The organism is Actinosynnema pretiosum (assembly GCF_002354875.1).
Lineage (GTDB): Bacteria > Actinomycetota > Actinomycetes > Mycobacteriales > Pseudonocardiaceae > Actinosynnema > Actinosynnema auranticum.
On sequence record NZ_CP023445.1, the window covers coordinates 7,500,658 to 7,521,564 of the forward strand.

Sequence of the window (20,907 nt, forward strand, 5' to 3'; positions counted from 1 at the left end):
GGTGACCCGGTGAGCGAGGACGGACGGGTCATCGCCGATCGCTACCGCATCCTCGACCGGATCGGCAGCGGCGCCATGGGCGTCGTGTGGCGCGCGCACGACGAGCGCCTCGGCCGGGTCGTGGCCGTCAAGCAGCTGCTGCTCCAGCCGAGCCTGGACGCGCGCGAGCAGGACGAGGCCATCCAGCGCGCCATGCGCGAGGGCCGGATCGCGGCGAAGCTGCACCACCCCAACGCCATCGCGGTCTACGACGTGGTGGAGGAGGACGGCGCTCCGTGCCTGGTCATGGAGTACCTGCCCTCGTACAGCATGGCCGACACGATGTCCGAGCACGGCGTGCTGGACCCGGTCGAGGTGGCCCACATCGGCACCCAGGCCGCGGCGGCGCTGTCGGCCGCGCACGCGGCGGGGATCGTGCACCGCGACGTGAAGCCGGGCAACGTGCTGCTGGCCGAGAACGGCCTGGTCAAGATCACCGACTTCGGCATCTCGCGGGCCAGCGACGACGTCACGGTGACCAAGACCGGCCTGATCGCGGGCACGCCCGCCTACCTGGCCCCGGAGATCGCGCGCGGCCAGGACCCGACGCCCGCGTCCGACGTGTTCTCCCTCGGCTCGACGCTGTTCGCGGCGTCCGAGGGCGAGCCGCCGTTCGGGCTGAGCGAGAACACCCTGGGCGTGCTGCACGCGGTGGCGGCCGGGCGGATCAACCCGCCGACGGTCGACCACCCGCTGACCGACGTGCTGCTGCACATGCTCAACTACGACCCGGCCGACCGCCCGACCATGAGCCAGGTCCGGGACATGCTCAACGCGGTCTCGCGCGGGCGCTCGCCGAACCTGGGCGGGATGCGGCCCGCGACGGCCACCACGATCGCGCCGGTCGCCGACGCCACCACGGTGGTCGGCCCCGACCGGACCCGCGTGGTGCGCCCCGGCGGTCCGCGCACCGGCACGGGCAACCGCCCGGCGGGCTCGCGCACGACCGGGGTCCAGCCCACCGGGCTGCACCCGGACCCGAAGCCGGGCAGCAACCGGCCGCTCGCGATCACCGCGGTCGTGCTGGGCGTCATCCTGCTGGTGGGCACGCTCCTGGTGGCGCTGGACGTCTTCGACGACTCGGTGCCGCAGTCGCCGCCCGCGTCCTCGTCCTCCGAGACGCCGCCGACGACCACCTCCACGACCACCACCACGTCGACGACGACGCGGGTGGTCACCCAGGAGGAGCCGGAGCCGACGACGCAGGAGCAGACGACGACCTCGCAGCAGCCGACGACGACCTCGCAGCCGCCGCAGCAGTCGTCCGCGCCGCCGACGACGACGAGCGCCCCGCCGCCGACGACGACCTCGCAGCAGCCGCCCGCGCCGTCGTCCGGAGCGCCTCCGCAGGGGCAGGGCAACACCCCGTAGGTCGATCGGGACCCCAGGCGCTCACCAAAGGAACCCTTAACCCGTAAGGTGAGCACTACCCAATCGGGTGAGGGACTGTTCACGTCATGGTGACGGCGGAATGCGGTCGTCACTGAAGAAGCGATAGCAGCACTGGGAGCAGCCGTGACCGACGATGGCCGCCTGGTCGCCGGCCGCTACCGACTCGGGCAGCGGATCGGCAGCGGGGCGATGGGCGTGGTGTGGCAGGCCCACGACGGGCGCCTGCACCGCACCGTCGCGGTGAAGCAGTTGCTGCTTCAACCGGGCCTGGCCGAGTCGGACACGGACGAGGCGAAGCGCAGGGCGATGCGCGAGGGCCGGATCGCGGCGCGCTTGCAGCACCCGCACGCGATCGCGGTCTACGACGTGGCCGAGGACGACGGGCAACCGTGGCTGGTGATGGAGTACCTGCCGTCGAGCAGCCTCTCCACCGTGCTGTCCGAGCGGGGCACGCTGCCCCCTCGCGAGGTTGCCGCGATCGGGTCCCAGGTCGCCTCGGCGCTGGCCGCCGCGCACGACGCGGGCATCACGCACCGCGACATCAAGCCGGGCAACATCCTGCTGGGCAACGACGGCACCGTGAAGATCACCGACTTCGGCATCTCGCGGGCGACCGGCGACGTGACGGTGACCGCGACCGGGATGCTGGCGGGCACCCCCGCCTACCTGGCCCCCGAGGTCGCCAAGGGCTACGACCCCGGTTCGCCGTCCGACGTGTTCTCGCTGGGCTCGACGCTGTACGCGGCGATCGAGGGGATGCCCCCGTTCGGCCTGAACGAGAACACCATCGCGCTGCTGCACCAGGTCGCGTCGGGCAAGGTGACGCCGCCGAAGCAGGCCGGTCCGCTGACCGCGCTGCTGATGCGCCTGCTGCGCGCCGAGCCGGAGGACCGGCCGACGATGGCCGAGGCGCGCGAGGCGCTGGCGGCGGTGGCCGCCGGGCGGACCGCGCCCGAGTTCCCGATGCAGATGCCGAGGTCGCACCCGCCGTCGTGGCAGGGCGCGCCGGTGACGGTGCCCGCGACGGGCATCTCGACCCGCGCGATCGCCCCGGTGCACAACCAGGGCCAGGGCGGGCAGGGCCAGGGCGGTCCCGCGCCCCTGCCGCACGCGCCCCAGCAGCACGTGCAGCCGCCGCAACAGCAGCAGCACCACCAGTCGCAGCCGAACGCGACTCGGATCGACCAGCGCCCCGCGTCGGGCCACTCGCTCCCGCCGTCGGCGATGAGCAGACCCCCGGCCGCCCGGCCCAGGGCCGCGCGGCAGCAGTCGGGCGGCGGGAGCGGCGGCAACAACCGCTCCACCATGATCACCACGTTGGCCATCGTGGGCGCGGCGGTGCTCGGCATCCTGCTGGCCAGCTTCTTCACCGGCGACGACGGCGGCGACAACGCCAACACACCGCCCCCGACCGTGACCGTCTCCAAGTCCGGTGACGCGGGTTCGGACAAGCCCAAGGCCCAGGTGCCCGAGCGCCCGAAGGTCAGCGGCGACGGTCCGACGGAAGCGGACCAGAAGCAGTTCATCGAGGCCTACTACGGCACCGCCGTGGCCGACACCGACGCGGGCTGGGCCATGCTCGCGCCCGGCGGCGCCGCGCAGGGCCAGGGCCGGAGCACCTACGACGCGTTCTGGGGCAACGTCAAGTCGGTGACCGTGGACTCGGTGACCCAGCAGTCGCCGTACTTCTGGTCGGCCAAGGTCACCTACACCATGGCCGACGGCTCGACGGAGACCAAGACCAAGAACATCGTGGTCAAGTGGCAGGGCACGGACCTGTACGTGCAGAGCGAGAGCTGACCCGCCGCTAGCTCGCGGCGACGACGGCCCGGAGGGCGTCGAGCAGGCTCGCCACGGCGGGCGTGCCGACGGCTCCGGGCCGCACCGCTGTGCAGACCGTCCTGGTGGGCTCGGGGTGGCGCAGCCGCCGGACGACGACGCCGGGGTTGACCACGCCGAGCCCCAGGTCCGGGATGACGCTGACGCCCAGCCCGGCCGCCACGAAGCCCTGCGCGGTGGGGAAGTCGGCGGCGTCGACCACGAAGTCCGGGGTGAACCCGGCGGCGGCGCAGGCCGCGAGCACCGCGTCCTTGCACGCGCCCGGCTCGGGCACCGAGTCGACCCAGCGCTCCCCCGCCAGCTCGGCGAGGTCGAGCACCTCCCGGTGGGCCAGCGGGTGCCCGGCGGGCAGCACGGCCGCGTAGGGCTCGTCGAACAGCGGCTCCAGGTGGACGTCCGGGTACCGGTCGTGGTCGAGCCGGGTGACGACGGCCAGCGCCACGTCGGCGCGGCCCTCGGCGACCTCGGTGATCGGGTCGCCGGGGTCGACCAGGCGCAGTTCCAGGCGCACGTCGGGGTGCTCGGCGCGGAAGGCGGCGACGGCGGGCGGGAGCAGGGCGGCGCCCGCCGTGGAGAAGTAGCGCACGCGCAGCCTGCCCGCGCGGCCCTCGCGCAGGTCGGCGATGGCGGTCTCGGCCTCGGTGATCCGGTCGGCGATGCGGGCGGCGTGCTCGGTGAGGACCCGGCCCGCGTGGGTGGGGCGCACGCCCCGGCCGACCCGCTCCAGCAGGGCGAGCCCGGCCTGCCGCTCCAGTGCGGTGATCTGCTGGCTGACCGCCGAGGGCGTGTAGCCGAGGTTGGTCGCGGCGGCGGTGATGGAGCCGGTGGTGACCACGGCGCGGAGGACCTGCATCCTGCGGACGTCCAACATGGCCCGACTGTACAACTCTCCTTCAAGGAAGTGTATGAATATTAAATTGTGCTAAGACTTCCCTTGGCGCAGTCTAGGCCCATGAACAACCCCGGCTCGCTGGTCAGGATGGGCGTGCTCGCCCTGGTGTGGGGCTCCAGCTTCCTGTGGATCAAGGTCGCCCTCACCGGGCTGTCCCCGGTGCAGATCGCGCTGGCGCGGACCGCGCTCGGCGCGCTCACCCTGGTGGCGGTGCTCCTGGCGAGCGGGCAGCGGCTGCCGCGCGGGAGGGCGCTGTGGGGGCACCTGGCGGTGGCGGCGCTGTTCAACAACACCGTGCCGTTCGTGCTGTTCGCGGTCGGCGAGCAGAGCGTGGACTCGGGCGTGGCCGGGGTGCTCAACGCCACCACGCCGCTGTGGACGCTGCTGCTGGGGCTGGCGCTGGGCACCGAGCGGGGCGGCAGCCGGGCCCGGCTGGCCGGGCTGGCGCTGGGCTTCGCCGGGGTGCTGCTGATCTTCGCGCCGTGGGAGCGGGGCGGGCTGGCCAGCTGGGGCGCGCTGGCGTGCCTGGTGGCGGCGGCCTCGTACGCGGTGGCCTACACCTACATCGGGCGGACGGTGTCCGGGCGCGGGGCGAGTTCGATGCAGCTGTCCTCGGCGCAGCTGGTGGTGGGCAGCGGTCTGACCGCCCTCGCGCTGCCCGCGGGCGGGTTGGAGGCGCCGCACCCGTCCTGGGAGGCGGTGCTGGCGGTGGCGGTGCTGGGCGTGCTGGGCACGGGCCTGGCGTTCCTGCTGAACTACCGGCTGATCGAGGACGAGGGCCCGACGAACGCCACCGTGGTCGGCTACCTGCTGCCGGTGGTCTCGGTCCTGCTGGGCGCGGTGTTCCTCGGGGAGGCGCTGAACCTGCGGGTCGTGGCGGGCATGGCCGTTGTTCTCGCAGGGGTCGCCCTGACCCGCGCGCGACGGGCCCCGAGGCCCCTCCCGGAGGTCCGGGAAGCGGTCGTGGCGGCGGCCTCCGGGGAGCCGGCTACGCTCAAGTGACCTGCGGTAACGCATGGTTACCGGCCAGTTGAGACGGGTCGTGGGCAGAACGGGTGGACCTGCGGCCCACGTCTCCCCCGATCGCGTGGTGTTGGCCGGAACCACGTCCCGATCGGCCTTCCCGGACGTCTCCTCACATGAGACCGGACCAAGACGGGAAGGCTAGACACCATGAGCGCCGAGAGCATCACCACGACGACGACGTTCCACCTGCTGGTTCCAGGGGCCGCCCCCGCGCCGGTCGAGGCGGAGCTGCACTACGAGCCCGAGGACCCGTACGCGGTGGCCGTCCTGTTCCACACCGGTCAGGGCAAGGTGGAGTGGATCTTCGCCCGCGACCTGCTGGCCGACGGCCTGCTCACCCCGTCCGGCGAGGGCGACATCCTCGTCCGCCCGGCGAGCGACGACCCCGAGCGCGTCCTGCTGGAGCTGAACGCGCCGACCGGGTTCGCCATCCTGTCCGCCATCGCGGAGCACATCGCCGAGTTCCTGGACCTGACCTACGACGTGGTCCAGCCCGGCGAGGAGGACCTGTGGATCGACTTCGACCGGGAGCTCGCCAAGCTGGTCTCGACCAACTGACCGCTCCCCTCAACCCCCAGGACGCCCGCGGGGCCCGACTGCTAGACCAACCTCCGGTCGGAGGCCCAGCGGGAGAGTTCGTACCGGTTCGAGAGCTGCGTCTTCCGCAAGACGCTCGACACGTGGGTTTCCACCGTCTTCACGGAGATGAACAGCTCTGAAGCGATTTCCTTGTACGCGTACCCCCGCGCGAGCAGGCGGAGCACGTCGCGCTCGCGGGGCGTCAGCAGGTCCAGCTCGGGATCGCTGATGGGGGCCGCGCCGGGTCGGTCCGCGAAGGCGTCCAGCACGAACCCGGCCAGCCGGGGCGAGAACACCGCGTCTCCCTCGGCCACCCGCACGACGGCGCGCACCAGCTCCTGGCTGGAGATCGTCTTGGTCACGTACCCGCGCGCGCCCGCGCGGATGACCGCGATCACGTCCTCGGCCGCGTCGGACACCGACAGGGCGAGGAACACCACCTCGGGCAGCGCCTTGCGGACCTGGCGCAGCACCTCCGCGCCGCCGCCGTCGGGCATGTGCACGTCGAGCAGGACCACGTCGGGCCGGTGCCTGCCGATGCCCGCGACGGCCTCGCCGACCGAGCCCGCCTCCCCGACCACCTCGACGTCGTCGGTGATCGAGTCCAGCTCGGCGCGAACGCCCGCCCTGAACAGCGCGTGGTCGTCGACCAGGAACACCCGTACCGTCACGTGCGGGCCTCCGTTCTCCTCGGCATCAGCAGCTGCACCTCGGTACCCTCACCCGGCGCCGTGCGCAGGCGGGTCTCACCGCCGTGCCGCTCCATCCTCCCCCGGATCGAGTCCGCGAGGCCATGCCGGTCCTCGGGAACACCGCCGGGGTCGAACCCCTTGCCCCGGTCGCGCACGAACACCGCGACCTGCTCCGGCTCGACCTCGCAGTACACGCTCACCTCGGCCACCCCGGCGTGCTTGCCCGCGTTGACCACGGCCTCGCGCGCGGCGGCCACCAGCGCCAGCAGGTTGGGGTCCAGCTCGCAGTCGCCGACGACGACCTGCTGCACGTTCAGCGCGAAGGCGTCCTCCACCTCGCCGCAGGCCTGCGCGATGGCCGCCGCCAGCGTCCCCGGCTGCCCGTTCTCCCCCGCCTTGCCGTACAGCCACTCGCGCAGCTGCCGCTCCTGGCCCCTGGCGAGCCTGCGGACCTCGCGGGGCTGCTCGGCCTGCTTCTGGATCAGCGCGAGCGTCTGGAGCACCGAGTCGTGCAGGTGGGCGGCGATCTCGGCGCGCTCCTCGGTGCGGATGCGGACCCGGCGCTCCTCGCCCAGGTCGTTGATCAGCTTGAGCCACAGCGGGACGGTGAGGACGCCCACGCCGCACAGCGTGGCGACCACGGCCAGCAGGGCGAACCGGAGCTGGTTGAGGCCGTAGCTGTTGACCAGGACCGCGCCGACGCCGATGGCGACCAGCGCCACGCCCGCCATGACCCGCACGATCGCGGTGCGCCCGCCGCCGAGCAGGCCGGTGCGGGCCCCGTCGACCCAGCGCCTGCGCTGCGCCTCGTCGGCCTCGCGCCACACCACGGCCGCGCCGACCAGGGAGACCGCGAGCGGCCCGGTGATCCAGCCGCTGAGCGGTCCGGACGTGAGCCCGGTGATCACGGCGGCGGCGATGCCCAGCGCGACCAGACCGAGCGCCTGCTGGCGCTCCCGGCCGCTCGGCGGCTGCTCCTCCTCGCCCGTGGGCCGCTGCGGCACGAGCAGCCACAGCAGGCCGTACGCGACGACCCCGATGAAGTTCAGCGCGGTCAGCATGGCGAACACGGCGCGCACCCAGAAGACGTCGACGCCCAGGTGCTCGGCCACGCCGCCCGCGACCCCCGCGACGACCCGGCCGGTGCGCCGCCTGCGCACGGGGTCGTGCGCCTTCTCCGGGGTGGTCTCCACCTGCGTGCTCACCCCCTGATCGTCACACGCGCGCGAGGCGGGGACATCAGGGTCCAACCCCGAGACGGGGATCAGGGTCGCTCCCGGATGTGCCGACCGGCGCTCGGGCAGCACCATTGGCGTCGTGAGCGGGAACGTGGGCGCGGCGGGTGTCGAGGAGACGCTGAAGGACTTCTGGGCCAGCAGGCCCAGGCGGCCCCAGGGCGGGCGGAAGGTCGCCGGGGTCGCCGCGGGCATCGCGGAGCGGTACCGGCTGGACCCGGTGATCGTCCGGGTCGCCCTCGTGGCGCTGGCGCTGTGCGACGGCGCGGGAGTGCTGGTCTACCTGGCCGGGTGGCTGCTGCTGGCGCAGGTGGGCGACGAGGTGTCGCCGCTGGAGGCGCTGGTCGGCCGGGGCCGCAGCTCGACGCCGACCCCGGTGACGGTGCTGCTGGGGCTGGCGGTGCTGCCCACGTCGGGGCTGCTGTTCAACGGCGGCTTCGCGCTGGTGTCGGGCCTGGCGCTGGCGCTGGGCTCGGTCTACCTGCTGCACAGCTCACGGGGCGCGGAGAACCGCCCGGTGCCGACGGCGCCGGTTCGCAGGGACTTGGGGGCCGCGCGAGCGGCGGGCAGTGACCAGGAGGTGGGTGTGGACGAGCGGGGAACGGCGGAACCGGTCAGGCCGCCCGCGTGGGACCCGCTGGGGGCGGCTCCTTTCGCGTGGGACCTGCCGGAGCCGGGGGCGGGGCGGGCGACCGCCGTGGCGGAGCGGCCCGAGGCGGCGGTCCCGCGCGGGCGCAGGCGTTCGCGGGTGGGGCCGCTGACGTTCGGCGCGATGATGGTGGTGCTGGCCGGGTCGATCGTGGCGGCCGAGCACGACCCGTGGTTCACCCCGCCGCACGTGCTGGGCCTGCTGGTGGGCGTGCTGGGGCTGGGGATGCTCGTCGGCGCGGTGACCGGGGGCGGCGGCAAGGGGCTGATGTGGCTGGCGGTGCCGCTGAGCGCGGTGGGCGTGCTCGCGTCGGCCGCGGGCTTCCAGGACTTCCGCGACTTCGACGGCCCGGCCGGGTCGATCACGGCGGCGCCGGTGTCGGCGGGCGAGCTGGAGCCGAGCTACGAGTTCGGCGCGGGCGAGGTGACCCTGGACCTGGTGGGCCTGCCCGAGGGCGAGACGGCGCGCACGACCGTGCGGCTGGGGGCGGGCACCATCAGGGTGAAGGTGCCCAGGAACGCGGACGTGGTGGCGACCTGCCACACCAACGTGGGCGTCGTGACGTGCCTGGACCAGGAGCGGCAGGGCAGGCAGCAGACGGTCACCGTGGACGAGAACGGCCCGGACGGGCCCGGTGGCCTCAGGGTGGAGCTGGACCTGCGGACGAGCTTGGGAGAGGTGGCGGTGACCCGTGGGTGAGCACGAGGTGCGCGAGCGCAGGCCGGGGATCGACGTGGTGAGCCTGGTCTTCGGCCTCACCGCCCTGATCGCCTCCGCCTACATGCTGGCGGACGACTCGGCGCTGTCGGGCCTGGACCTGCGCTGGCTGCTCGCGGGCGGCGCGCTGGTGATCGGCCTGGGGCTGCTGGGCGGCTCGGTCCGGAGGCGCCAGTAGACCGGGGGGGTCGGAGGGGCTCGGCCGGGTCGGGGGACGCGGCTGGGCGCACGGGGAAGCGAAGAGGGGCCGTCCGGTTCGGACGGCCCCTCTTCGCTGCTCCGGGGGAGGGGAGTCGCCTCACTCCCACTCGATGGTGCCCGGCGGCTTGCTCGTCACGTCGAGCACGACCCGGTTGACCTCGGCCACCTCGTTGGTGATGCGGGTGGACACCCGCTCCAGCACCTCGTAGGGCAGGCGGGTCCAGTCGGCGGTCATGGCGTCCTCGCTGGACACCGGCCGCAGCACGATCGGGTGACCGTAGGTGCGGCCGTCGCCCTGGACGCCGACGCTGCGCACGTCGGCCAGCAGCACGACCGGGCACTGCCAGATCGTCCGGTCCAGACCGGCCGCCGTCAGCTCCTCGCGGGCGATGGCGTCGGCCTTGCGCAGGATGTCGAGCCGCTCTGCGGTGACCTCGCCGATGATGCGGATGCCCAGGCCGGGGCCGGGGAACGGCTGGCGCTGCACGATCGTCTCCGGCAGGCCCAGCTCGGTCCCGACCTTGCGCACCTCGTCCTTGAACAGCGCGCGCAGCGGCTCGACCAGCTCGAACTGCAGGTCGTCCGGGAGGCCGCCGACGTTGTGGTGGCTCTTGATGTTCGCCGCGCCCGCGCCGCCTCCCGACTCGACCACGTCCGGGTAGAGCGTGCCCTGGACGAGGAAGCCGTAGTCGCCCTCGGCCTTGAGGTCGCGCTCGGCCTGCTCGAAGACCCGGATGAACTCCCGGCCGATGATCTTGCGCTTCTCCTCGGGGTCGGTCACGCCCGCGAGCGCGTCGAGGAACCGCTGCCGCGCGTCGACGGTGACCAGGTTGACCCCGGTGGAGGCCACGAAGTCGCGCTCCACCTGGGTGCGCTCGCCTGCGCGCAGCAGGCCGTGGTCGACGAACACGCAGGTCAGCCGGTCGCCGATGGCGCGCTGCACGAGCGCCGCGGCCACCGCCGAGTCCACGCCGCCGGACAGGCCGCAGATCGCGCGGCCCTCGCCGACCTGGGCGCGGATGCGCTCGACCTGCTCCTCCACGATGGACGCGGTGGTCCACTGCGGCCGGATGCCCGCGATCTCGTGCAGGAACCGGCGGAGCACCTCCTGGCCGTGCGGGGAGTGCCCGACCTCCGGGTGGTACTGGACGCCCGCGAAGCGCCGCTCGCGGTCCTCGAAGGCCGCCACGGGGGCGCCGTCGCTGGACGCGGTCACCGTGAAGCCCTCGGGGGCGCCGGTGACGCAGTCGCCGTGGCTCATCCACACCGGGTGGGCGCCGGGCAGGTCGTCGTGCAGGACGCCGCTCGTCGGGGGCAGGACCAGCTCGGTGCGGCCGTACTCGCGGGTCCCGGTGTGCTCGACGGTGCCGCCGAGGGCCCCCGCCATCGCCTGGAAGCCGTAGCAGATGCCGAACACCGGGACGCCCGCGTCGAACAGGGCGGGGTCCACCTGGGGCGCGCCGGGCTCGTACACGCTGGACGGGCCGCCGGACAGCACGATGGCCGCGGGGTCCTTCGCCAGCAGCTCGGCCACCGGGGTGGTGTGCGGGACGACCTCCGAGTACACCTGGGCCTCGCGGACCCGGCGTGCGATCAACTGCGCGTACTGCGCGCCGAAGTCCACCACCAGGACGGGGCGGTTGCTGCTGTCGGCCACTGGGCCAAGACCTCCTGCGACTGGTCGGGCTCGGTCTGCTTCGGGATGGGGAACCCACCGGGGAAAACCGCTTCGCCCTCGGGTTCGCGCAGGTGAAGGATGTCAGACGTGGAGGAGGAGCCGCTCACCGGAGGCGGGATGACGGCCGTGTCGCGGGTCGGGGCGACCGTGCGCCGGACCGCGGGGCCGTGGACGCCGACCGTGCACCGCCTGCTGGAACGCCTCGCGCCGCAAGGCATCTCGCCCGTGCCCCTGGGGTTCGACGAGCGCGGTCGCGAGGTGCTGTCCTACCTGGAGGGCGAGGTCGCGCACCCGCCGGTCCCCGAGCACCTGCGCGGGGACGACGTGCTGGTCGCGGTGGCGCGCCTGGTGCGGCGGCTGCACGACGCGTCGACCGGCCTGGTCGCCGAGCCAGGCTGGCGACGCCCCGCCCTGGAACCGGCCGAGGTGGTGTGCCACGGCGACCTCGCGCCGTACAACGTGGTGTTCCGGGACGGCGCCCCGGTCGGGGTGATCGACTTCGACTGGGCCAGGCCGGGCCCGCGCGCCTGGGACCTCGCCTACACCGCCTACACCCTGGCCCCGCTGTCACCCGAGTGGGGCGAGCCGGACGAGCAGTGGCGACGCGCCCTGCTGCTGTTCGAGTCGTACGGGATTCCCGCCACGGGCCTGGCCGACCTGGTGCTGGAGCGCCTGTCCGACATGGTCCGGATGATCCGCGAACTGCCCGAGTTCGGGAAGCAGCGCGCCGAGGGCCACGACCACCTCTACCTGGGCCACTCGGGCTACGTGCGGCGGCACTTTCAAGATCGTTAGCGCTCGGGGGCCCGCGCGGGCCTACGGTGGTGCCATGGAAGCGTTCACCCCGGAGCCGCGCCCCTGCTGGATCGCAGGCCGCCCAGAGCAGGGCGCAGAGACGCTGGCGGTCCTCCACCCCTTCGACGGCACCGAGGTGGCCACGGTCGCCGTGCCCGGCCCGGAGCAGGTCGAGCGCGCCGTCGCCGCAGCCGCCTCCGTCGCCAAGGACTTCCGCCGCACCCCCGCACACGTGCGGGCCGAGGCGCTGCTGCGGGTCTCGCGCGGCCTGGCCGAGCGCGCGGAGGAGATCTCCGAGACCATCACCGCCGAGAACGGCAAGCCGCTCAAGTGGGCCGAGGTCGAGGTGACCCGCGCGGTCAACGTCTTCCGGTTCGCCGCCGAGGAGGCCCGCCGCTTCTCCGGCGCCTTGCAGCGCCTGGACACCGACGCGGGCGGCGAGGGCCGCATGGCGCTGGTCCGCAGGGCCCCGCGCGGCCCGGTGCTGGCGGTGTCCCCGTTCAACTTCCCGCTGAACCTGGTCGCCCACAAGGTCGCCCCCGCCCTGGCGGTCGGCGCCCCCGTGGTGGTCAAGCCCGCCTCGGCCACCCCCATGTCCGCCCTGCTGCTCGGCGAGGTCCTGGCCGACGCGGGCTTCCCCGAGGGCGCGTTCTCCGTGCTCCCCGTCCGGGGCCGCGACATGAAGACCCTGATCACCGACGAGCGCCTGCCCGTGATCTCGTTCACCGGCTCCACCGGCGTCGGCTGGGACATCACCGAGGCCGCGCCGCGCAAGCACGTGGTGATGGAGCTGGGCAGCAACAGCGCGGCCGTGATCCTGCCGGACTGGCCGGACCTGGCAGGCGCCGCCCAGCGGATCGCCACGTTCGGCAACTACCAGGCAGGCCAGTCCTGCATCGCGGTCCAGCGCGTGATCGTGCACCGCGACGCCGCCGACGAGTTCGTCCCCCTGCTCGTGGAGGCCGTCCGCGACCTGATCACCGGCGACCCGCACGACCCCGCGGTCGAGGTGGGCCCCCTGGTGGACGAGGACAACGCGAAGCGCGTCGAGTCCTGGGTCCAGGAGGCCGTGGACGCGGGCGCCGAACTGCTCACCGGCGGCGAGCGCATCGGCTCGTCCCTGGAGCCGACCGTGGTCCTGAACGCCCCGCGCGACGCCAAGCTGTGGCGCGAGGAGGCCTTCGGCCCAGTCCTGGCGGTCTCCGTGGCGGACAGCGTGGAAGACGCCTTCACCCAGGTCAACGACACCGACTACGGCCTCCAAGCGGGCATCTTCACCCGCGACGTGACCGTGGCCTTCGAGGCGGCGGCAGAACTGGAGGTAGGCGGCCTGATCGTCGGCGACGTCCCGTCGTACCGCGCGGACCAGATGCCGTACGGCGGCGTGAAGGGCTCAGGCACCGGCCGCGAGGGCGTCCGCTCGGCGATGGAGGACTTCACCGAGGAGCGCACCGTAGTCCTGACCGGCATCGCCCTCTAACCAGCAGACCCCAAGCCGCCCGCCCCCAGCCCGCACCAACCGCACCGCGGACAACTCCCCAACCGCGTCGCGGGCTGCGGGGCGAGCGCAGCGAGCCCGCAGCAGAGCCACCCGCGTCCCTCTTTCCCGTTTGGCCTGGCGAAGCCCGAGCACGCTCGTCAAGATGCCGCCGCACTCTGCGGCAGACCGGGGTGTCAAACGGCGTCTTGACGAGCGTGCTTGCCTGAAAGGAGGCCACACGGGAAAGAGGGACCCGGACCACCGCAGTGGTAAACGGGACCACAGGACCAACGGTCACCGGCCGGCAGAGCCCTGTCCCCTCTTTTTTGGAGGTCTGCCCCGCCGGCGAGGCGTGCTTGTGGCTCTTCAGCTCTTGATCTTGCCCTTCACCGCAACGCCCTCAACGCCCCCACCGCCCCCTCCGGCACCACCGGCGCCTTGGGCCGCACCGCCCGCACCCTCCGATACCGCTCCCCCTGCGCAGGCCGGGTATCCCTCTCCCCCGCGTTCGGCCACAGCGAGAACGCCCGCTCCGCCTGAGCCGCGATCGTCAACGACGGGTTGACCCCGAGGTTCGCCGACACCGCGGCCCCGTCCACCACCGACAACCCCGGATACCCGTGCACCCGCAGATACGGGTCCACCACCCCACTCCCCCAGTCCTCCCCGATCGCGCACCCGCCCAGGAAGTGCGCCGTCATCGGCACGTCGACCAGCTCCCCGATCGACCCGCCCGCGATCCCGCCGATCTCCTCGGCGGCCAGCTCGCTGGCCCGCGCCCCGGCCGCGATGTACGACGGGTTGGGCGCGCCGTGCCCCTGCCTGCTCCCGAGCTTCCACCGCCCGAGGAACCCGCGCTTCCCGAACGTGGTCAACGAGTTGTCCAGGCTCTGCATGACCAGCAGGATCACCGTCCGCTCGCTCCACCTCCGCACGGACAGCAACCTCGCCGCCCGCACCGGGTCGCGCGCCACCGCGGCCAGGAACTGCGCGAACCGGGGCGTCGCACTCGCCCCGTCGGTCGCCAGGGTCTGCAACAGCCCCATCAGGTTGCTCCCCCGCCCGAACCGCACCGCTTCCACGTGCGTGTCCGCGTCCGGGTGCATCGAGGACGTGATCGCCACCCCGGTGCTGAAGTCCCGTTCCGGGTCGACCCGGAACCTTCCGGCCCCCGTGATCGCCTCCGAGTTCGTCCTGGTCAGCTCCCCCAGCCTCGGCGACAACCCCGGCAGGACCCCCTCGTCCCGCATCCGGTGCAGCAGCCGCTGGGTCCCCCAGGTCCCCGCCGCGAGCACCACCTGCCGCGCGGTCAGCACCCGCTCCGCCGACTGCGGCCCGCCCGTGCGCCTGATCCGCACCGCCCAGGTCCCGTCCCCCCGCGGCCGGACCTCGGTCGCCGTGCTCATCGGCAGCACCCGCGCACCCGCCGACTCCGCCAGGTGCAAGTAGTTCTTGACCAGCGTGTTCTTGGCCCCCACCCGGCACCCGGTCATGCAGGCCCCGCACCGCGTGCACCCGGCCCGCGAAGGTCCCACCCCGCCGAAGTACGGGTCGTCGACGACCTCCCCCGGCTGCCCGAAGTGCACCCCCACCGGCGTCGGCCGGTAGCTGCCCCCGACCCCCATCCGCTCGGCGACCCGCTCCAGCACCACGTCGCTCGGCGTGCGGTCGGGGTTGGTCACCACCCCCAGCACCCGGCCGGCCTGGTCGTAGTGCGGGGCGAGCTCCGACTCCCAGTCGGTGATGTGCGCCCACTGCCGGTCCAGGAAGAACGCGCTGGGCGGCCGGTACAGCGTGTTCGCGTACACCAGCGACCCACCGCCGACCCCGGCTCCCGCCAGCACCACCACGTCCCGCAGGACGTGCACCCGCTGGATTCCATAACACCCCAGCGCGGGCGCCCACAGGTACCGCCTCAAATCCCACGAGGTCTCGGCGAACTCGTCGTCGGCGAACCTCCGCCCGGCCTCGACGACCGCGACCCGGTACCCCTTCTCGGTCAGCCGCAGCGCCGCGACGCTGCCGCCGAACCCCGACCCCACCACCACGACGTCGTGGTCGACGCCCCCACCGGGTTCCGCCATGGGCCGACAGTACGTGCGACTCCGGGTAACGCCCAGTGCTCAACCGGTTCAGCGGACCCCGCGACTTCGGGCCACGGGGCCGCCGCTCTCACCCACCGCTCTCGCTCTTGCCCGCTCCCGCCCTCTCTTGCCCGCTCCCGCCCGCTCCCGCCCGCTCCCGCGAGCGGTCTAGTCGGTCCAGAAGCGCAGGGTGGTGGCGCTGTACCCGCTCAGGTCCCCCACCAGGAAGGACCCGACGACGACCAGCAGCACGACGAGCACCAGGACCGCGGCGAGGACGACCAGGACGTGACGCCTGCGGGCGAACGGCGGTCTGCGCGCGGGCTCGGATTCCCGCTGGTCATCGGCCGTTCCGGAGAAGAGGTCATCGATCACGGGGCACAAGCCTACGGATCTCGGGGTGATCCACTTCCGGTTAGGGGGCGACCCGAGCCTCACCCGCACGGGTCAGCGCCTCCCACCGAACGCGAAGAGCCCCGCCGAGCCCCTCACGGGACCCGAGCGGGGCTCGGCGCAACAAGCAGGCGGAACCAGCCGGGAACTACCCCCGGATGGTCAGCCCGACCTTCTGGAACTCCTTGAGGTCCGAGTACCCGGTCTTCGCCATCGCCCGGCGCAGCGCCCCGAACAGGTTCGTCACGCCGCGCGGGTCGACCGACGGCCCGAACAGCAGGCTCCGCAGGTCCACCACCTGGTCGACCCCGGTCGACACGTGGCTGCGCGGCACCGACGGGTGCGCGGAGGCCGCCGTCCAGTACAGCCCCTGCCCCGGAGCCTCGGCGGCGCCCGCGAGGGGCTCGCCCAGCATGACCGCGTCCGCGCCGCAGGCGATCGACTTGGCCACGTCGCCGCTGGTCAGCACCCCGCCGTCGGCGATGACGTGCACGTACCGGCCACCGGTCTCGTCCAGGTAGTCCCGCCGAGCCGCGGCGGCGTCGGCGATGGCGGTCGCCATCGGCACGCCGATGCCCAGCACCGAGTCGCTGGTGGTGACGCCCGGCGTGTACCCGTACCCGACGATGACGCCCGCCGCGCCGGTGCGCATGAGGTGCATCGCGGTCCGGTAGTCGCCGACGCCGCCCGCGATGACCGGGATGTCCAGGTCCGCGATGAACGACTTCAGGTTCAGCGGCTCACCATCGCGCGACACGTGCTCGGCGGAGATGATCGTGCCCTGCACGACCAGGATCTCCACGCCCGCGGCCAGCAGGTCCGGGGTGAACTCGGCCGCGTGCTGCGGGCTGACCCGGACCGCGACCGTGACGCCGGAGTCGCGCACCTGCTTGATCGCCTGGGCGACCAGGTCCATCCGCACCGGGGCGGCGTGCAGCTCCTGGAGCACCTTCACCGGCGCGGCCGGGTCGTCGGTGTCCTCCACCGACTGGACCAGGCGGAACAGCGCCTCGTCCACGTCGGCGTGCCGGGCCCACAGGCCCTCGGCGTTGAGCACGCCCAGACCGCCCAGCTCCCCGACCGCGACAGCCGTGCCGGGCGACACGATGGCGTCGGTGGGGTGGGTGATCAGGGGGATCTCGAACCGGTAGGCGTCGATCTGCCACGCCGTCGAGACGTCCTTGGAGGACCTGGTCCGCCGGGACGGGATGATCTCGATGTCGTCCAGCTCGTAGGCCCGCCGGGCGGTCCTGCCCATGCCGATCTCGACCAGATCGCGCACTGTTGTCCTCTTCTCCGCGAGATCCGCCTGGTCAGCGGGTGGTGTAGTTCGGGGCTTCGACGGTCATGGTGATGTCGTGCGGGTGGCTCTCCTTGAGCCCGGCCGCCGTGATCCGCACCAGCTGCGCGTCCTGCAGCTGCGGGATCGACTGGGAGCCGGTGTAGCCCATCGCCGCCCGCAGACCGCCCGCGAGCTGGTGCACCACCTGCGACAGCGGGCCCCGGAAGGGGGTCCGGCCCTCGATGCCCTCGGGGACGAGCTTGTCCTCGGACAGCACGTCGTCCTGGAAGTACCGGTCCTTCGAGTAGGACTTGCCCTCGCCGCGACCGCGCAGCGCGGCCAGCGAGCCCATGCCCCGGTAGGTCTTGAACTGCTTGCCGTTGACCAGCACGAGCTCGCCGGGCGACTCGGCGGTGCCCGCGAGCAGGCTGCCGAGCATGACCGCGCTGGCGCCCGCCGCGATGGCCTTGGCGATGTCGCCGGAGTACTGGATGCCGCCGTCGCCGATGACCGGGACGCCCGCCGGGCGGCACGCCAGCGACGCCTCGTAGATGGCGGTGATCTGCGGCACGCCCACGCCCGCGACGACGCGGGTGGTGCAGATGGAGCCGGGGCCGACGCCGACCTTCACGCCGTCCGCGCCCGCGTCGACCAGCGCCTGCGCGCCCGCGCGGGTGGCGACGTTGCCGCCGACGATGTCGACCGCCTCGCCGACCTCCTTCTTGATCCGCGCGACCATCTCCAGCACGTTGCGCTGGTGGCCGTGCGCGGTGTCGACCATGATCGCATCGACGCCCGCGTCGGCCAGGGCCATCGCGCGGGTGAAGCTGTCCTCGCCGACGCCCACGGCGGCGGCGCACAGCAGCCTGCCGTCGGGGTCCTTGGAGGCGTTCGGGTACTGCTCGGTCTTGACGAAGTCCTTGACCGTGATGAGCCCGCGCAGCTTGTTGTCGCCGTCGACGATCGGCAGCTTCTCGATCTTGTGGCGGCGCAGCAGGCCCAGCGCGGCCTCGGCCGACACGCCCACCTGGGCGGTGATCAGCGGGCCCTTGGTCATGACCTCGGCGACCTTGCGGCTGTAGTCGACCTCGAACCGGATGTCCCGGTTGGTGATGATGCCGACGAGCTTGCCCGCCTCGTCCGTGACCGGGACGCCGGAGATGCGGTAGCGGGCGCACAGGTCGTCGACGTGCTTGATCGTGTCGCCGGGGGAGCAGGTCACCGGGTCGCTGACCATGCCCGCCTCGGAGCGCTTCACGGTCTCGACCTGCCGGGCCTGCTCCTCGACGGAGAGGTTGCGGTGCAGCACGCCGATGCCGCCCTGCCGGGCCATCGCGATGGCCATGCGGCCCTCGGTGACGGTGTCCATGGCCGCGGAGGCCAGTGGCACGCGAAGGACGATGTTCCTCGACAGACGGGTGCTGGTGTCGACCCCGCTCGGCACGATCTCCGACTGGGCGGGCAGCAGCAGTACGTCGTCGAAGGTCAGTCCCAGCATGGCGAACTTGCTCGGGACACCGTCAGCGTTCAGCTCGCTGGTCATGGCTGCTGGCTTGCCTTCCGTCGTGCGCTGAGTCCCGCCGCCCGAGGAGTGGGTTTTCCGCAGGCGGCGACGGGTTCGACCCATGGTATCCGGACCGGTGGGGCGGTCGGCCCGGTACCGTGCGTGGTCGTGCCGCACGACGCTTTGCCACCAGACCCGTTCGCGGGAGACCCGGAGGACCCGGCGCGGTCCCTGGGCGACCCGGCCGAGGAGCACGACCACCCGCCGATGGACGACGCCGAGCGCGCCGAGCTGGTGGGCGACCTGAGCGACCTCGCGGTCTACCAGGCGCTGCTCGAACCCAAGGGGGTGCGCGGCATCGTGGTCGACTGCGGCGAGTGCGACGAGCCGCACTACCACGACTGGGCGCTGCTGCGGTCGAGCCTGGAGCAGCTGCTGGCGGACGGCCGGATGCGCCCGCACGAGCCCGCCTACGACCCGGACCCGGCGGACTACGTGAGCTGGGAGTACTGCCGCGGGTACGCCGACGGGGCGACCGCGTCGGAGAGCGCCCGCTGACCCCGGCCCGGCCGGCGCGGCGGGCCTGCCGACCCGCGCGCGCCACGTGCCGCGCGGACGTCCCCGAGAACGCCCGGAGCCCGCTTCCCCGAGGGGGAGGCGGGCTCCGGTGGTTCCGGCCGCGGGGCGGTCCGGGGAGGGCTACGGGGTCGCCTGCTCCTTGGCGGGCGACTGCTCCCCGTTGCGCTCGCTGGAGGTCGCGTTGCCGCCGTTCGGGTCGCTCGCGGGCGGCGGGGCGGGCTGCGTCTCGCCGGACGGGCTGGGCGGCTCGGTCGTCGTGCTGGACGACGGCGGCGGGCTGGGTGTGCTGGACGTCACGGGCTGCGTGGTCGGCAGCGGGTCCGGGGTGGACGTCGGCGCCTGCGCGGTCGTGCCGGGGTTCGGCGGCACGACGGCCGACGAGGACGACGGCGCGGGGCCCGTGCTGGTGAGGCGGTCCATGAGCGAGGAGTGGGTCTGGACCAGCTCCTCCTTGCCGTCGGACGCCAGGATGGACGGCAGGTGCGCGCCCGCGTTGGCGAGCGCGGCGCGGGCGTCGACCAGGTTGCCCAGGCGCAGCGCGGCGCGGGCGGTGTCCAGGTCGGACTTCACGGTCACGGCGGCCTCGACGGACTTCGCGTGATCGGAGTACAGGACCCTGGTCAGGCCCCAGAGGGAGTCGCCGGGGAGCGCGTCGCGGGCGACCAGGCTGACCCCGGTGAAGGCGATCGCCACGATCGCCGCGGCGCTGGCCAGCGGGATCAGGAAGCGGTGCCTGCTCGGCGGGGAGGGTCGCGCGGCGGCGATCGTCGCCACGGCTGTGTCGGTGTCCACGAGCTCACCCACCGGACTGCTGTCGACCTCGTCCCGCCAGGCCATGAGCAGCGCGTTCAACTCGTCGTCGACGAGCGAGTCCGGCCGATCGCCGTCCCGCCCGCCGAGCGCGTCGAGGAGCGCGTCGTCGGCTCGGATGCCTGCCAGGTCGTCGCCCGGTTCGACCACCGGATCGTCAGGGGTGAGCGGGGTTCTCTCGTCCTGTCCGCGCACGACTTCTCCGTTGCCCTTCTCGTGCTGGTCGGCCACTCAGACCACCTCCTCCGCAGCGAGTGCTTTGCGGAGGCGTGCGAGGGCGCGGTGCTGCGCCACCCGTACCGCGCCCGGCGTGGAACCGACCGCGGTCGCGGTCTCCTCGGCCGACAGGCCGACCACCACGCGAAGCAGCAGGATCTCCCGCTGCTTCTCCGGCAGGATCTTCAGCAGTTGCGCCATCCGCCCCGACAGCTCGCCCTGCATGGCCCGCTGCTCGGGGCCCGCCTCCGTCTCCGGGGCGTCGGGGACCTCGGGGACCGGTTCGGACCGGTTCCTGGCGGCCGACCGGTGCGCGTCGGCCACCTTGTGGGCGGCGATCCCGTAGACGAAAGCGAGGAAAGGCCGTCCCTGGTCCCGATAGCTGGGCAACGCCGTCAGCACGGCGAGACACACCTCCTGGGCCACGTCGTCCGCCGAGGCGAACGACCTCTCCTGCCTGCCGACACGGGCGCGGCAGTACCGCACCACGAGGGGCCGGATCGACGCCAGCAGTCGCTCGATCGCGTGGCGGTCGCCATCGACGGCTGCGCCCACTTCGGCGTCCAGTCCGTCCCCCAAGTTGGTCATCGCAGACAACAGCCCTGGTGTTACGAGTAGGCGTACCGACAACGAACAGCACGGACGCACGCGTCGCCCGTACCGGTGAGGCCCTACCGTACCGCTCCGACGTCCGAATGGTCGACAACAGGGGTACGAACAGTGGCCTGCTCCCGCTGAACCGCGCCGGGCGCCCCGACGGGGCCCGGAAGCCCCTGGTGGGGCTCCCCGGCGGACCGGGTGGAGCCGCCGGGCGGACCGGGCCCG

General features: G+C 73.3%; 19 protein-coding genes. 9 read left to right on the forward strand and 10 right to left on the reverse strand.

What is annotated here, in order from left to right; genetic code table 11:
• Positions 1–9: 9 nt before the first annotated feature.
• A complete protein-coding gene (locus tag CNX65_RS31990; protein ID WP_096497068.1) occupies positions 10–1,410 on the forward strand; it encodes a serine/threonine-protein kinase in 1,401 nt (466 codons plus the stop codon).
• 144 nt (positions 1,411–1,554) lie between these two features.
• Positions 1,555–3,231, forward strand: coding sequence for a serine/threonine-protein kinase (locus CNX65_RS31995; protein ID WP_096497069.1), 1,677 nt, complete (start codon positions 1,555–1,557; stop codon positions 3,229–3,231).
• A gap of 7 nt (positions 3,232–3,238) precedes the next feature.
• Here CNX65_RS31995 and CNX65_RS32000 read toward each other — a convergent pair whose 3' ends face one another.
• Positions 3,239–4,141, reverse strand: coding sequence for a LysR family transcriptional regulator (locus CNX65_RS32000; protein ID WP_096497070.1), 903 nt, complete (start codon positions 4,139–4,141; stop codon positions 3,239–3,241).
• A gap of 81 nt (positions 4,142–4,222) precedes the next feature.
• On the opposite strand from CNX65_RS32000, the gene CNX65_RS32005 reads away from it, so the two are divergent.
• Together CNX65_RS32005 and CNX65_RS32010 are read left to right on the forward strand one after the other, a co-directional pair.
• Positions 4,223–5,164, forward strand: coding sequence for a DMT family transporter (locus CNX65_RS32005; protein ID WP_096497071.1), 942 nt, complete (start codon positions 4,223–4,225; stop codon positions 5,162–5,164).
• A 171-nt stretch (positions 5,165–5,335) separates the two neighbouring features.
• A complete protein-coding gene (locus CNX65_RS32010; protein WP_015805207.1) occupies positions 5,336–5,746 on the forward strand; it encodes an SsgA family sporulation/cell division regulator in 411 nt (136 codons plus the stop codon).
• A 41-nt stretch (positions 5,747–5,787) separates the two neighbouring features.
• Here CNX65_RS32010 and CNX65_RS32015 read toward each other — a convergent pair whose 3' ends face one another.
• Together CNX65_RS32015 and CNX65_RS32020 are read right to left on the reverse strand one after the other, a co-directional pair.
• Positions 5,788–6,438, reverse strand: coding sequence for a response regulator (locus CNX65_RS32015; protein ID WP_015805208.1), 651 nt, complete (start codon positions 6,436–6,438; stop codon positions 5,788–5,790).
• Positions 6,435–7,769, reverse strand: coding sequence for an ATP-binding protein (locus CNX65_RS32020; protein ID WP_096498103.1), 1,335 nt, complete (start codon positions 7,767–7,769; stop codon positions 6,435–6,437). The genes CNX65_RS32015 and CNX65_RS32020 overlap by 4 nt, the downstream gene beginning before the upstream one ends.
• Positions 7,770–7,776: 7 nt before the next feature.
• Between CNX65_RS32020 and CNX65_RS32025 the strand changes: the two genes are divergently transcribed.
• Positions 7,777–9,042, forward strand: coding sequence for a PspC domain-containing protein (locus CNX65_RS32025; protein ID WP_232520087.1), 1,266 nt, complete (start codon positions 7,777–7,779; stop codon positions 9,040–9,042).
• Entirely contained in the window at positions 9,035–9,238 is a 204-nt protein-coding gene (locus CNX65_RS32030) for a hypothetical protein (protein WP_096497073.1), read from the forward strand. The genes CNX65_RS32025 and CNX65_RS32030 overlap by 8 nt, the downstream gene beginning before the upstream one ends.
• Positions 9,239–9,358: 120 nt before the next feature.
• On the opposite strand, the gene guaA is transcribed toward CNX65_RS32030, so the two are convergent.
• Positions 9,359–10,918: a glutamine-hydrolyzing GMP synthase gene (guaA, locus tag CNX65_RS32035; protein WP_096497074.1), complete on the reverse strand. Its 1,560-nt coding sequence runs from the start codon at positions 10,916–10,918 to the stop codon at positions 9,359–9,361.
• A gap of 99 nt (positions 10,919–11,017) precedes the next feature.
• Here guaA and CNX65_RS32040 point away from each other — a divergent pair, with 99 nt between their 5' ends.
• Together CNX65_RS32040 and CNX65_RS32045 are read left to right on the forward strand one after the other, a co-directional pair.
• Positions 11,018–11,734, forward strand: a complete 717-nt coding sequence (locus tag CNX65_RS32040) for a phosphotransferase (protein WP_198320576.1) — start codon at positions 11,018–11,020, stop codon at positions 11,732–11,734.
• A gap of 34 nt (positions 11,735–11,768) precedes the next feature.
• Complete coding sequence (locus tag CNX65_RS32045; RefSeq protein WP_096497076.1) at positions 11,769–13,214, forward strand: aldehyde dehydrogenase family protein; 1,446 nt, start codon at positions 11,769–11,771, stop codon at positions 13,212–13,214.
• Positions 13,215–13,600: 386 nt separating this feature from the next.
• On the opposite strand, the gene CNX65_RS32050 is transcribed toward CNX65_RS32045, so the two are convergent.
• From CNX65_RS32050 to guaB, 4 genes are all read right to left on the reverse strand, one after another.
• Complete coding sequence (locus CNX65_RS32050) at positions 13,601–15,298, reverse strand: FAD-dependent oxidoreductase (RefSeq protein WP_096497077.1); 1,698 nt, start codon at positions 15,296–15,298, stop codon at positions 13,601–13,603.
• A 168-nt stretch (positions 15,299–15,466) separates the two neighbouring features.
• Positions 15,467–15,673, reverse strand: a complete 207-nt coding sequence (locus tag CNX65_RS32055; RefSeq protein WP_096497078.1) for a hypothetical protein — start codon at positions 15,671–15,673, stop codon at positions 15,467–15,469.
• A gap of 166 nt (positions 15,674–15,839) precedes the next feature.
• The gene (locus CNX65_RS32060) at positions 15,840–16,973 is read right to left on the reverse strand and encodes a GuaB3 family IMP dehydrogenase-related protein (RefSeq protein WP_096497079.1); all 1,134 of its coding nucleotides are present in this window, start codon (positions 16,971–16,973) and stop codon (positions 15,840–15,842) included.
• A 31-nt stretch (positions 16,974–17,004) separates the two neighbouring features.
• Complete coding sequence (gene guaB / locus CNX65_RS32065; RefSeq protein ID WP_096497080.1) at positions 17,005–18,516, reverse strand: IMP dehydrogenase; 1,512 nt, start codon at positions 18,514–18,516, stop codon at positions 17,005–17,007.
• Between the two features lie 123 nt (positions 18,517–18,639).
• Between guaB and CNX65_RS32070 the strand changes: the two genes are divergently transcribed.
• On the forward strand, positions 18,640–19,035 hold the full coding sequence (locus CNX65_RS32070) for a DUF5319 domain-containing protein (protein ID WP_015805219.1): 396 nt from the start codon (positions 18,640–18,642) through the stop codon (positions 19,033–19,035).
• Positions 19,036–19,176: 141 nt separating this feature from the next.
• Here CNX65_RS32070 and CNX65_RS32075 read toward each other — a convergent pair whose 3' ends face one another.
• Together CNX65_RS32075 and CNX65_RS32080 are read right to left on the reverse strand one after the other, a co-directional pair.
• Positions 19,177–20,097, reverse strand: a complete 921-nt coding sequence (locus CNX65_RS32075; protein WP_096497081.1) for an anti-sigma-D factor RsdA — start codon at positions 20,095–20,097, stop codon at positions 19,177–19,179.
• Complete coding sequence (locus tag CNX65_RS32080; RefSeq protein WP_015805221.1) at positions 20,098–20,670, reverse strand: sigma-70 family RNA polymerase sigma factor; 573 nt, start codon at positions 20,668–20,670, stop codon at positions 20,098–20,100. It abuts the gene before it with no gap.
• Positions 20,671–20,907 lie beyond the last annotated feature (237 nt).

Coding starts and splice junctions, on each gene's coding strand:
- CNX65_RS32020 (WP_096498103.1), bottom strand. CDS start 7,769: ATGGTGCTGCCCGAGCGCCGGTCGGCACATCCGGGAGCGACCCTGATC.
- CNX65_RS32000 (WP_096497070.1), bottom strand. CDS start 4,141: ATGTTGGACGTCCGCAGGATGCAGGTCCTCCGCGCCGTGGTCACCACC.
- CNX65_RS32040 (WP_198320576.1), top strand. CDS start 11,018: ATGTCAGACGTGGAGGAGGAGCCGCTCACCGGAGGCGGGATGACGGCC.
- guaB (WP_096497080.1), bottom strand. CDS start 18,516: ATGACCAGCGAGCTGAACGCTGACGGTGTCCCGAGCAAGTTCGCCATG.
- CNX65_RS32080 (WP_015805221.1), bottom strand. CDS start 20,670: ATGACCAACTTGGGGGACGGACTGGACGCCGAAGTGGGCGCAGCCGTC.
- CNX65_RS32010 (WP_015805207.1), top strand. CDS start 5,336: ATGAGCGCCGAGAGCATCACCACGACGACGACGTTCCACCTGCTGGTT.
- CNX65_RS32005 (WP_096497071.1), top strand. CDS start 4,223: ATGAACAACCCCGGCTCGCTGGTCAGGATGGGCGTGCTCGCCCTGGTG.
- CNX65_RS32050 (WP_096497077.1), bottom strand. CDS start 15,298: ATGGCGGAACCCGGTGGGGGCGTCGACCACGACGTCGTGGTGGTGGGG.
- CNX65_RS32045 (WP_096497076.1), top strand. CDS start 11,769: ATGGAAGCGTTCACCCCGGAGCCGCGCCCCTGCTGGATCGCAGGCCGC.